Origin of the sequence: Micromonospora deserti (assembly GCF_003236335.1) — a bacterium.
In the GTDB taxonomy this organism is placed as follows: Bacteria; Actinomycetota; Actinomycetes; order Mycobacteriales; family Micromonosporaceae; genus Micromonospora; species Micromonospora deserti.
This window is the reverse complement of record NZ_POUB01000053.1, coordinates 15798-27397: the sequence shown is the minus strand read 5'-3', so window position 1 is coordinate 27397 and position 11600 is coordinate 15798. Positions and strand designations below refer to the sequence as shown.

At 72.4% G+C, this 11600-nt stretch carries 14 protein-coding genes; 5 read left to right on the top strand and 9 right to left on the bottom strand.

Annotated features, from left to right (window positions below):
- Positions 1 to 478: carboxyltransferase domain-containing protein (locus C1I99_RS10770; protein WP_111134073.1), on the bottom strand; the 478-nt coding region annotated here is incomplete at its 3' end.
- Positions 479 to 587: 109 nt separating this feature from the next.
- On the opposite strand from C1I99_RS10770, the gene trhA reads away from it, so the two are divergent.
- Positions 588 to 1265 carry a PAQR family membrane homeostasis protein TrhA gene (gene trhA, locus C1I99_RS10765; RefSeq protein ID WP_111134072.1) on the top strand — a complete coding sequence of 226 codons (678 nt, stop codon included), beginning with the start codon at positions 588 to 590 and terminating at the stop codon, positions 1263 to 1265.
- Positions 1266 to 1366: 101 nt separating this feature from the next.
- On the opposite strand, the gene C1I99_RS10760 is transcribed toward trhA, so the two are convergent.
- A complete protein-coding gene (locus C1I99_RS10760) occupies positions 1367 to 1651 on the bottom strand; it encodes a DUF6458 family protein (RefSeq protein WP_111134071.1) in 285 nt (94 codons plus the stop codon).
- Positions 1652 to 1767: 116 nt separating this feature from the next.
- Here C1I99_RS10760 and C1I99_RS10755 point away from each other — a divergent pair, with 116 nt between their 5' ends.
- Positions 1768 to 2304, top strand: coding sequence for a SixA phosphatase family protein (locus tag C1I99_RS10755; protein ID WP_111134070.1), 537 nt, complete (start codon positions 1768 to 1770; stop codon positions 2302 to 2304).
- A gap of 88 nt (positions 2305 to 2392) precedes the next feature.
- Here C1I99_RS10755 and C1I99_RS10750 read toward each other — a convergent pair whose 3' ends face one another.
- The 4 genes from C1I99_RS10750 to C1I99_RS10735 form a co-directional block, all read right to left on the bottom strand.
- Entirely contained in the window at positions 2393 to 2662 is a 270-nt protein-coding gene (locus tag C1I99_RS10750; protein ID WP_111134069.1) for a DUF6458 family protein, read from the bottom strand.
- A gap of 469 nt (positions 2663 to 3131) precedes the next feature.
- Positions 3132 to 4988 (bottom strand): acyl-CoA dehydrogenase, encoded by a 1857-nt coding sequence (locus C1I99_RS10745; protein WP_111134068.1) that lies wholly within the window; start codon positions 4986 to 4988, stop codon positions 3132 to 3134.
- 257 nt (positions 4989 to 5245) lie between these two features.
- Positions 5246 to 6373: a PP2C family protein-serine/threonine phosphatase gene (locus tag C1I99_RS10740; protein WP_111134067.1), complete on the bottom strand. Its 1128-nt coding sequence runs from the start codon at positions 6371 to 6373 to the stop codon at positions 5246 to 5248.
- Positions 6374 to 6473: 100 nt separating this feature from the next.
- The gene (locus C1I99_RS10735) at positions 6474 to 7103 is read right to left on the bottom strand and encodes a septal ring lytic transglycosylase RlpA family protein (protein ID WP_199562075.1); all 630 of its coding nucleotides are present in this window, start codon (positions 7101 to 7103) and stop codon (positions 6474 to 6476) included.
- A gap of 197 nt (positions 7104 to 7300) precedes the next feature.
- On the opposite strand from C1I99_RS10735, the gene C1I99_RS10730 reads away from it, so the two are divergent.
- Entirely contained in the window at positions 7301 to 7852 is a 552-nt protein-coding gene (locus C1I99_RS10730; protein WP_111134075.1) for a phosphoribosyltransferase family protein, read from the top strand.
- Between the two features lie 46 nt (positions 7853 to 7898).
- Here C1I99_RS10730 and C1I99_RS10725 read toward each other — a convergent pair whose 3' ends face one another.
- Entirely contained in the window at positions 7899 to 8435 is a 537-nt protein-coding gene (locus C1I99_RS10725) for an alpha/beta fold hydrolase (RefSeq protein WP_111134066.1), read from the bottom strand.
- Between the two features lie 113 nt (positions 8436 to 8548).
- Between C1I99_RS10725 and C1I99_RS10720 the strand changes: the two genes are divergently transcribed.
- Entirely contained in the window at positions 8549 to 8980 is a 432-nt protein-coding gene (locus C1I99_RS10720) for an ASCH domain-containing protein (RefSeq protein ID WP_111134065.1), read from the top strand.
- A 49-nt stretch (positions 8981 to 9029) separates the two neighbouring features.
- Here the strand turns inward: C1I99_RS10720 and C1I99_RS10715 are convergent, their stop codons facing one another.
- The gene (locus tag C1I99_RS10715) at positions 9030 to 9965 is read right to left on the bottom strand and encodes an LLM class flavin-dependent oxidoreductase (RefSeq protein WP_111134064.1); all 936 of its coding nucleotides are present in this window, start codon (positions 9963 to 9965) and stop codon (positions 9030 to 9032) included.
- A 135-nt stretch (positions 9966 to 10100) separates the two neighbouring features.
- Here C1I99_RS10715 and C1I99_RS10710 point away from each other — a divergent pair, with 135 nt between their 5' ends.
- Positions 10101 to 10892, top strand: a complete 792-nt coding sequence (locus C1I99_RS10710; protein ID WP_111134063.1) for an AAC(3) family N-acetyltransferase — start codon at positions 10101 to 10103, stop codon at positions 10890 to 10892.
- A gap of 77 nt (positions 10893 to 10969) precedes the next feature.
- Here the strand turns inward: C1I99_RS10710 and C1I99_RS10705 are convergent, their stop codons facing one another.
- A complete protein-coding gene (locus C1I99_RS10705) occupies positions 10970 to 11506 on the bottom strand; it encodes a hypothetical protein (protein WP_146603932.1) in 537 nt (178 codons plus the stop codon).
- Between the last annotated feature and the right edge of the window lie 94 nt (positions 11507 to 11600).

Here is an 11600-nt window from a genome sequence, read left to right as displayed (position 1 = left end):
GCACCCGGGGGCGGGGGGTGGGCAGCCGGGGCACCGCCAGTTCGGGCGGGAGCCCGGTGAGGTACGCGAAGCCGGGCGCGAAGCCGCAGAAGGCGACCCGGAACTGGGTCTCCCGCAACCGCCGTACCACCGTCGGCACCTCGACCCCCCAGTGACCGGCGACGGCGGGCAGGTCCTCCCCGTCGTACGTGACGGGGACCTCGACCTGCGGGGCGGTGGCCGCGGCGGCGGCCGGTCGCGGGGCCCAGGCGGCAATCCGCGCCGCCGTGGCCGCCGCGTCCGGTACGCCGTCGAGCAGCACGGTGGTGGCGGCCGGCACGATGTCGACGGCGGTCAGCTCACCGGCCTCCCGGCGGCGCCACAACTCGGCCCGCCACGCCTCCACCTGGGCGGCGACGTCCGGACCGGTCGCGCCGCCGGGTGGCGCCTCGGTGCAGTCGAGCAGCAGGGCGTGCGCCCCGACGGGTCGGATCCGCATCCCGCCATCTTTCCGGATCCCGCCCGACGGCAGGGTTTTCCGGGGCCGTCATCCCGCGTGACAGGAGACACTACTTGCAAGTAACCTACGCTGCCGTAACCTATGTATCGTGACGACCTCCGCACCGCTTCGCCTCAAGCCGGTCGACATCGGCAAGCCCCGGATGCGCGGCTGGCTGCACGCGTACGCGTTCTTCGTCGCCGGAGTCTGTGGGATCGTGCTCTGCTCGATCGCCGCCGGCCGGCCCGGCTGGACGCCGCTGGTGAGCTGCGTCATCTACAGCCTGACGGTCTGCGGGCTCTTCGGCACCAGCGCCCTCTACCACCGTCGGGTGTGGTCGGAGCGCGGCTACCAGATCATGCGCCGGATGGACCACTCGATGATCTTCGTGTTCATCGCCGGCACGTACACGCCGTTCTGCCTGCTGCTGCTGGACACCGGGTCCGCCGCAGTGATGCTGGCGCTGGTGTGGGGTGGCGCCCTGGCCGGCGTTGCGCTCAAGCTGGTCTGGCCGCACGCCCCGCGCTGGGTCTCCGCGCCGCTCTACCTGGCGCTCGGCTGGGTGTCGGTGGCGATGCTCCCCGACATCCTGCACCGGGGCGGGGTCACCGTCCTGGTGCTGCTGATCATCGGCGGCGCCATCTACAGCGTCGGTGCCGTCTTCTACGCGCTACGCCGGCCCAACCCCTGGCCGACCGTCTTCGGCCACCACGAGTTCTTCCACGCCTGCACCCTGGTGGCCGCGATCTGCCACCACATCGCCATCTACTTCGCCCTCTTCGCCTGACGGGTGCGGTGCCGCTCTGGCCAACCAGCGCCGGCGCACCCCGGGATGCGGGACCGGGGCCCGCCAGGCTGCGGTGGACCCCCGAACCGTCGTCGGGGCGGTCAGACCACAGGGCCCGGCCGGCGCACCTCGCGGTGCTCCTGCACGACCCGGTCCTCCTGCGCCGGCACCACCCGCTCGCTGACGACCCGGTCCCCGGGCGCCGGGCGGGTCACCGTGCGGCGGCGCGAGTTCCAGAAGTAGAGGGTGGCCAGCAGGCCGGCGACGCCGGCGAGCATCAGCACCCAGCCAACGACGGCCAGGTCGAGCCAGCCCAGGTCCGCCTCGACGGCGAACGCGAAGATCGCACCCAGCGCGATCAGGAATATACTGCCACCAATGCCCATCTCGTCGCCTCCTCGGCTGTCACCTGACGTTTCCGTCCGCCGCGGCCATCGGTGAGGTTGCGGCATCCATCGACTTACCCGGGCATGGTGATCGCCAATCGGGCAAGCTTGGGGACATGACGGACGCCCGGGTGGAGGAACGGAGGCTGGTCCTGCTCCGGCACGCCAAGGCCGAGCAGCCCGGCGAGAGGCCGGACGTGGAACGCCCGTTGACCACCCGCGGACGCGCCGACGCCGCCGCGGCGGGGGCCTGGCTGGCCCGGCACGAACTGCTGCCGGACGTGGTGCTCTGCTCGGCCACCCGGCGTACCCGGGAAACCTGGCACAGCGTGGCGATGGGCATGACCGGTTCGCCGCCGGAGGGCGGCAGCGCAGGTCCCGCCCCCGTCGTTCGGTACGAGGCGGACGCGTACGAGGCGCATCCGGAGGACCTGCTGGCGTTGGTCGGCGGGGTCGACCCGACCGCCCGGACGGTGCTACTGATCGCCCACAACCCGGGCATCTCACTGCTCTCCGCGCTACTCGATCCGGAGCGCGCGGACCAGGACGGGATGCGTACCGCCGACGTGGTGGTGCATCGCACCACGGCCGACTGGGCGGAGCTCGGCCCGGGACGGGCGGTCATCACCGACCGGTACACGGCGCGCAGCTGAGCCCCGCCGGATATCCGTACGCCGTCAGACGGGCCGAGCCACCTGCCGGTGCGGGGCAGGTGGCTCGGGTGCCGCCGGGTGCGGCCGCTCAGGAGGGTGGCGCGGTCGGCGGCGGCGGGTCGGGGGGTGGCGGCATCATCGCGGTCGGGTGCGAGAGCCGATTCTCCTCCACGATCAGGGTCCGCGCCCGCTTGCGGCGGTCCTGCCAGAACCAGAGCGTGGTGAGCAGTACAGCCAGCCCGGCCAGGATGAAGACCCAGCCGACGGCGCGCAGGTCGACCCACCAGACGTTGGCTCTGATGGCGAAGGTGAGGATCGCACCTACGGCGATCAGGAAGATTCCACTACCAATGCCCATGTGCGCTGCACTCCCTCGTGCGGTGGCTCCGGGCACGCTCTGACGTGGCCATGGGATGGTTACCCGCCACACCGCGGGGATACCCGGATGACGCCGCCGAATAGGCGTCCGCCACCCTTCGCTCGGCGGGTCAATCCGGTTGCGCTGCGTGAGGTCTCGTTGCCGAGACGGATATCACCGCGAGTGCCAGCCTCCCGGTCACCTCAGAGCGCCGCCAACCGCCCGAAACGGACACCCCTGCCCTGACCAGGGGAAAAGTCCGGACTGGTGCGGGTGGTCGCAACGCTGTGTGATCGGGGTTCGCCCGGCCGCGATGCGGCTCGGCGCTCGTGATCCGATGAGGTGCGGCAAGGCACCCGGGAACACGACGACGGCCGGCGGGTCATCGCCCGCCGGCCGTCCCTCCGCGGTCACTGGCCGGGTCGATCCGGCCGTACACCTCACCCCGCCGGGGCGCGGCCCGGCTGACTCAGAAGGCCTCCTCCGGGAGGTCCATGATGTCCAGGTCAGCGCCCTCGATGATCCGCCGGTCGGCGCCGATGCGGGGCAGCACCTCGCGGGCGAAGAACCGGGCCGCAGCCACCTTGCCGGTGTAGAACGCCTTGTCGGCGGCGGAGACCTCACCGGCCAGGGCGCGCAGGGCGACGTCGGCCTGCTTCTGCAGCAGCCAGCCGACGACCAGGTCGCCGATCGCCAGCAGGAACCGGCGGCTGCTCAGGCCGACCTTGTAGAGGACACGGTGGTCGCCACCCTGCGCCTCGCCCAGCCAGCCGGTCATCACGCCGAGGATGTTCTGGATCTCGGCGAGCGCCTTGCCGAGCGCCTGCCGCTCCTCCTTGAGCTGGCCATTGCCGCCCTCGGTGGCGATGAACTCCTGGATCTCACCGGCGACCGCCATCAGGGCCTTGCCGTTGTCCCGCACGATCTTGCGGAAGATCAGGTCCAGGCTCTGGATCGCGGTGGTGCCCTCGTACAGGGTGTCGATCTTGGCGTCCCGGACGTACTGCTCAAGCGGGTAGTCCTGCAGGAAGCCCGAGCCGCCGAAGGTCTGCAGTGACTCGTGGCCGAGCAGCTCGTACGCCCGCTCGGAGCCGACGCCCTTGACCAGCGGCAGGAGCAGGTCGTTGACCCGCTTGGCGAGCTTGGTCGCCTGCTCGTCGCCGGCCGCCTCGGCGATGGCGACCTTGTCCTGCCAGGAGGCGGTGTAGCAGACCAGGGCCCGCAGGCCCTCGGCGTACGACTTCTGCAGCAGCAGCGAACGGCGCACGTCCGGGTGGTTGGTGATGGTCACCCGCGGGGCGCTCTTGTCCGCCGTCCGGGTCAGGTCGGCGCCCTGCACCCGGTTCTTGGCGTACTCCAGCGCGTTCAGGTAGCCGGTGGAGAGGGTGGCGATCGCCTTGGTGCCGACCATCATCCGGGCGTACTCGATGATCATGAACATCTGCCGGATGCCGTCGTGCTTGTCACCCAGCAGCCAACCCTTGGCCGGGACACCGTGCTCACCGAAGGTCACCTCGCAGGTGTTGGAGACCTTCAGGCCCATCTTGTGCTCGACGTTGGTGGCGAAGACGCCGTTGCGCTCGCCCAGCTCACCGGTGTTCTCGTCGAAGTGGTACTTCGGCACCACGAAGAGGGACAGGCCCTTGGTGCCCGGGCCGCCCACGCCCTCGACGCCGACCGGGCGGGCCAGCACGTAGTGGACGATGTTCTCGCTCAGGTCGTGCTCGCCGGAGGTGATGAAGCGCTTCACGCCCTCGATGTGCCACGAGCCGTCCGGCTGGGGGATCGCCCGGGTACGACCGGCACCCACGTCCGAGCCGGCGTCCGGCTCGGTGAGCACCATGGTGGAGCCCCACTGCTTGTCGATGAAGAGCTTGGCCCACTTCTTCTGCTGCTCGGTGCCCTCGACGTGCAGCACGTGCGCGAAGGACGGGCCGGATGCGTACATCCACACCGGGGCGTTCGAGCCGAGCACCAGCTCGGCGAGCGCCCACCACAGGGCCCGCGGCGCGTTGGTGCCGTCCAGCTCCGGCGGAAGGTCGAGCCGCCAGAACTCCGACTCCATGAACGCCCGGTACGACTTCTTGAACGACTCCGGCAGCGCCGCGGTGTGCGTGGCCGGGTCGAAGACCGGCGGGTTGCGGTCGCTGTCCGTGTAGCTGGCCGCGAGGTCCTCCCGCGCGAGGCGGTCGACCTCGGCGAGGAAGCTGCGCGCGGTGTCGATGTCGAGGTCGGAGTACGGCTCCTGGCCGAACGCCCGGTCCGCCCCGAAGACCTCGAACAGGTTGAACTCGAGGTCCCGAAGGTTGCTCTTGTAGTGGGTCATGCTCGCTGGCCCCGCTTCCGGACAGGTGTTACCGATCAGTAACCCCGACTGTATTACTCGCGGGTAGCCGCGACAAGCCGATCGAGGAAGTGACAGCGATTACACACCTCTGGTTCATGTTCCGGCCAGGTGCCGGGCCAGCACGGGGCGCGACCAGCGCGCGGAACCCGTTCGCCGGCACGAACCACGTGGCGTGATCGCGGGCGAGCAGATGGTGTACCGCCCAGCGGAAGAACAGCGGCCGACCACCCTCCGCGTCAGCTCTCCGCCGCGCCGACCTCCCAACTCGGGACCGCGGTGGCCGCGTCGCTGCGCGGGCCGGTGTACTCCATCAGGACCAGGGCGATGTCGTCGTCGAGGCGGCCGTGCACCCACTCGACCAGCGCGGTCTCCAGCGAGGCCAGCCCGTCGCCGACGGTGCCGTGGCCGAGCAGCCGCCAGGCCCGGTCCGCGGTCGGGAAGAACTCCCCGTCCCGGCGCGCCTCACCGAGCCCGTCGGTGAAGAGCAGCAGACGGTCGCCGGGCTCCAGCCGCTCCACGCGGGGCCGGACGACCGGCATGAAGCCCAGCGGCGGGGCCGGGGCCGGCGGTTCGAGCGGGATCACCGCGCCTCGACGCAGCAGCAGCGGCGGCGGGTGACCACAGTTGACGATGGTGAGCGTCCCACCCCGCTCCTCGACCAGCGCGGCGGTGACGAAATCCTCGTCACCCACGCTCCGGGCCACCGCCCGGTCGAGATCGGCCACGATCGCCCGCAGGTCGGCCCGCTCGTACGCCACGTGCCGGTACGAGCCCAGCACGATGCTCGCCAGCCGGACCGCGTCCAGGCCCTTGCCCCGCACGTCGCCGATGATCATCCGGACCCCGTACGACGTGTCGATCACCTCGTACAGGTCGCCGCCGATCTCCGCCGTGGCCGTCGACGAGATGTACCGGGCGGCCACCGAGAGGGTGCCGACCTGCGGCCCGAGCGGGCGCAGCACCGCCTGCTGGGCCACCGCGGCCAGCTTGGACAGTTCGGCGATCTGCTCGGCCTGCCGTTGCCGTACCGCCGCGGTCGCCCCCGCGATGGCGGTGCCCAGCGCGATGCCGCCCACCGCGACGGCGGTGGAGAGCGACACGCTCTGCTCGCCGAGGGCGAACGCGGCCCCGAGCACGGTGGCGGCGGCCCCCACGCCGAGCACCACCCGCCAGGACGCCAGCGCCGCGGCCAGGAACGGCGCGGCCACCATGAGGGCGATGTAGTTCGCCGTCCGGCCGTCCGCCAGCTCCATCGCGGAGACGATCGCGAGCAGGACGAGGGCCGCGCCGAGACCGGCGCGGGATCCGGGGCTCAGCGGGCCGCGGCCCAACTGGAAGGGTTGCGTACGTACGAGGGACAGCATGCCTGATTGACGTGAACGGGTGAATGAACCTGGCCCGTCGTCCGAGGCGGTTCTGGCCGGGCGGATCGCGCCGCCGGACCGATCGCCGTCCGACATACGCTCAGCCGAGCACCTCGTAACGGACCTCGACGTGGCCCTGGTCCAGCGAGGCGATCTCGGCGAACGCGGCCCGCGACAGGTCCAGGCAGCGCCCCTCGATGAACGGGCCCCGGTCGTTGATCCGGACCGTCACGGACTTGCCGTTCGCCGGATTGGTGACCCGCACCTTCGTGTTGAACGGCAGGGTCTTGTGCGCGGCGGTCAGCGCGGACGGGTCGAACGTCTCGCCGTTCGCGGTGAGCTGCCCCTCCGAGTAGAAGGAGGCGCCGCAGGAACCGGTGTCCACCACGGGGCGGGGCGTGCTGGCCTTCTTCGTGGCCGTCGGCTCCGACGTGGCGGCGCGCGGCTTGCTTCGCGAGGGAGCCTGCGCGGACCGGGCGGGCGTCGGGCTCGCGGTGGCGCTCGGCGACGCGCTGGCGCTCGGGGCGGCGGCTGGGGAACTCGGGGCCGGGCTGCTCGACGCCACGGTGGGCGACAGGTCGACGGCGGCCGGCCGCACCGGACCGGACCCCGAGGTCAACTGGACGGCGCCGACGGTGCCGCCGACGGCGAGCGCGACGCCGACCGCGGCGGTGGCCGCGACAGCGGCCGGCGAGGAGAACCTACGGGTACGGGAGTGCCTGCCAGCCACCGGCCCGGTCCTTTCATCAGCTGAACAAACCGGGTCGGACCGTAACGAGAGAAGTACTTCCGAAGTCAACGTGATCATGGTGGTATACGAGCAATTGCGGGGATACGTGTAGCCGATCATCCGATCCCCCATGGTCCGGGCGGCCCCGGCGGCAGGCGGCCTGCGCGACGCGGATCCACTGCCGCAGGATGGACGGCATGGCCGCTGAGCTGAGCGAACGTCTCGTCGAGCTGTTCCGCTGGATCGATCCCGGTCCCGGCGCCAGCCACCTGGTCAGCGACGCGTCCGGGTGGTGGCGGGACGCGAACCTGCTCGCCCGGCTCGGGCCGGCCCTGGTCGCGCCGTTCCGGGCCGCCCGACCCACGGTGGTGGTCTCCCCGGCGGTCACCGGCTACCTGCTCGGCCCGCTCGCGGCCACCGCGCTCGGCGTCGGCTTCGTGGCGGCGCACAAACCCGGTGACGGCCGCCTGCCCGCCGGGCCGCTGACCTGGGCCCAGAGCCCGCCGGACTTCCGCGACCGCCGGGTGGACCTGGCCGTGCGGGAGCAGCACCTCAACCCGGGCGACCGGGTGCTGGTGGTGGACGACTGGGTGGCCACCGGGGCGCAGGTGCGCGCCCTCTACGAGATCTGCGCCGCGCGGGGAGCCGAGCCGCTCGGCGCCGCCACCGTGGTGGTCGACTGCCCGCCGGAGGTCGCCGCCGAGCTGCGCGTCCAGGGGCTGGTGACCGGCGCCGACCTGGCGGCTTGACCCGAGGCCCGGCTGCCGATCCAGGATCGCCCCGCGAAGCCGCCCGTCACGAGGCTCGCACGAACTCCTCCACGGCGGTGCAGACCCGGCCCAGCGCCTCCGCGGAGCGGGCCAGCGGACCCGGCACCATCAGCGCGTGGTCCGCCTCCCCGATCTCCAGCACGTGCGGGGTGAGCCGGCGCGCCAGCGCACCGTCCCACGACGGATCCGCCGTCCCGCCGACCAGCAGGTACGGCGCGGTGGCGCGGCGCAGCGCGTCGGCCACCTCCGGCCGGTGCAGCAGCGGGGTGAGCCAGACCGCCGGCAGCCCCCGGTCGGCGGCGAGCGGCGCGGCCAGCGTGCCGAGCGACTTACCGACCAGCAGGTCCGCCGGCTCGGCCAGGGCCGGGGCGACCTGCTGGGCCACCCACCCGAGGGCCGCAGCCGGTTCGTCACGGCCCGACCCGAACCGCTCCGGCACCTGCCAGGTAAGGGCGTGCAGCGCGAAACCGGAGCGACGCAGCGCCTCGCCGGTGTAGACGAAGAGCGGGTAACGGGTGTCGTAGCCCCGGCCGGGGATGAGCAGCGCACGGCGGTCCGCCATCGTCGCCTCCTTCTCGCGCCGGCCTCTCGCTGGCCCACCGTACCGCCCGACGGACCGCCGGTGGGGGGGCGATCGCCGCGAGCCGTGATCGACGCGCCGGTAACCTCGGCAGGATGTGGCCTCGGATCGGTGGACTGCGCACGCTCGCCCTCGGCACCCCGGGCGAGCTGCGGGCGAACCTCAACGCCCTGGCGCTCGCCGGGGTCAAGACCGCGACCGCCGGTCTGCTCACCGAGTACGCCGTGGAGGGCGAGGAACTCGAGCACGTCGGCGAACGGCTGGTCCTCGTCGACGATCACGACCAACTGGCCGGCGTGGTCGAGGTGACCGGCGTCGAGGTGGTCCCATTCGCCGAGGTGACCTGGGATTTCGCCCGCTCCGAAGGGGAGGGTGACCGTTCGGTCGAGGAGTGGCGGGCCGGGCACGCGGCCTACTGGGCGCGCGTCGGCACCCCGGTCACCGGCGAAACCGCGATCGTCTGCATCCGGTTCCGGCTGGTGTCCGGCGGCGAGGGCGGCGTCGCCACCGGCGACCTCGGGGTGTGACGCCCCGGCGCCCGAGCGCCCGGCCCCCGCAGTGCCCTGAGCGGCCCGGTCAGGCGCGGCGCAGCTCGGGCAGGAGTCGGGTCGCCACCTCCACCAGGACCGCCTCGTCGCCGGCGTACCAACTGCTGGCCCGGGGCCAGTGCGTCACCACGTCGGTGAAGCCGAGAGCGGCGGCCCGGCCAACCTGGTCGGCGAAGAACTGGGCGCTGCTGAGCGAGAAGACCGGCGCCGAGTCCAGCGACAGGTAGCGGTCCAGCGTGGCCGGGTCGCGCCCGGCGGCGGCGAGCGTGTCGTCCAGCCGGGCCGCGAGCTCGGCGACGCCGTCCCACCAGCTGTCCAGGTCGTCCCCGCCGGGGCCGGTGGTCACCCAGCCCTGCCCGAAACGAGCCACCAACCGCATCGAGCGGGGCCCGTTGGCGGCCACCACGAACGGCACCCGGGGCCGCTGCACGCAGCCCGGGTTGTTGCGCGCGTCCACCGCGGTGAACCAGTCCCCGCGCCAGGTGGTGCCGTCCTCGCGCAGCACCAGGTCGAGCAGCTCGGTGAACTCGGCGAACCGGTCCACCCGCTGCCGCGGCGGCAGCGTCTCCCCGCCGAGCACGGCCGAGTCGAAGCCGATCCCGCCCGCGCCGAGGCCGAGCAGCACCCGGCCGGCGGAGACGTCGTCGAGCGCGGTCACCTGGCGGGCGAACGCGGCGGGATGGCGGAAGTTCGGCGAGGCGACCAGCGTGCCGAGCCGGATCCGGGAAGTCACCGTCGCGGCGGCGGTGAGCGTGGTCATCGAGTCGAACCACGGCCCGTCGACCAGGTCCCGCCAGCCCAGGTGGTCGTACGTCCAAGCGTGGTCGAAGCCCCACTCGTCGGCCTGCCGCCAACGCCGCTGCGACTCCGACCAGCGCTGGTCCGGAAGGATCACGATGCCGATCCGCATGATCGCCAGCCTAGCGGCGCGGCCCGATGATGTGCCGTGCGCCGGTGCCACCATCGGCCGCCCGGCCGGCTCGGCCGCTGGATCCCCGACCAGCAGCCCTCCCTCCGAGGATCATCAGCCGCGCACCCCGGTCGCCGGCGGACCGGTTTTCGGTCGCCGAGGCGCGGGTGTCTCCCTACACTGCGCCGGATGGAGCAGCCGGCACCGCACACCGTCCAGTCACTCGCCACCGATCTGCGCCGGCTCGGGGTGGCGGCGGGCAGCGTTCTGCTGGTGCACTCGTCGTACCGGAGCATCGGGTTCGTCGCCGGCGGCACCCAGGCGGTGGTGGAGGCGCTGTTGGAGGTGCTCGGCCCCGATGGCACCCTGGTCGTGCCGACACACACGCCGGAGAACTCCGACCCGGCCGGATGGCGCAACCCGCCCGTACCGCAGGCGTGGTGGCCGGTGATCCGCGAGCAGGCACCCGGGTTCGACCCGGCGCGTACGCCCAGCCGGTGGATGGGCGTCCTCGCCGAGACGGTCCGCACCTGGCCCGCGGCCCAGCGCAGCGACCACCCGCAGGTCTCCTTCGCCGCCGTCGGCGCCCGCGCCGCGGAGATCGTCGACCAGCACCGCCTCGACGACGCACTCGGCGACCGTTCGCCGCTCGGCGCGGTGTACCGGCTGGACGGCATGGTGCTGCTGCTCGGCTGTGGGCACGACTCGAACACGTCCCTGCACCTCGCCGAGTGGCGGCAGCAGTCGCCGCGCGGCACCGAGGGCGCGGCGGTCCGGCGGCCGGACGGCAGCAGCCGGTGGATCACCTGGACCGACGTGGTCCCGGACGAGAGCGACTTCGCCCGGCTGGGCGCCGACTTCGAGGCGACCGGCGGCGCCACGCTCGGCCGGGTCGGTGGGGCCACCGCCCGCCTGATGCGTCAGCGGGCCCTGGTCGACTTCGCCACCAGCTGGATGCGCGCCAACCGCCGTACGGCGTAGGGGCCGTGGCTGGCAACTCGTCCATGGCCTGCCCTGCACACCGCGGCGTAGCGCGCTGACCATGGAAACCGGACAGGCTAGTGGTCGTTCAGCATGAAGAAGAGCGTCCGGTTCTCGACATCCAGGAACGCGACCCGCCATCGAGGGGACGGATTCCCCTCGTTGTACAACCTGCTGTGCAGCCACCGCGGCTCGGTCGGCAGGAACGGCACGAGAGCAGACCAGGCGTCGGCGGGGCTGCTGGAATGGGGAAGTTCATCCGGGTCGACAGACGCCCACGGCACGAACTCGTATCGCTCCGCCAACCGCCGCGCGTCCTCCGGACGCAGCTTGACCACACCCTGGTACGCCCAGTCCGTCGGACCTGGCCCCCGTGAGCATGGACTGCCCTGCGCGCGGACCTGCCAGTGAATCTCGGGGTAATCGCCGAGATCCGGCATCTCCTCCGGCGGATCCCAGCGGTCGGTACGGACCATCGCCTCCGCGGCATGCAGCGACTCCTGGCACTTGCTCACCTCACCCGGACCGTCGCTGATGGACAGGATTGCGGCCGCGGCGCACCCGACGGCAACCAGCAGTATCGCGGCAGACGCGCCGAGTACCGCCACCAGCACGGGCGCGCGGCTCCTCATGGCCATGAGAGTACGAGTCCCCGGCCCTCATCGCCGTTCGCGCCATCGCCTCCGGATCAGCCCAGAGAGCGCCTGT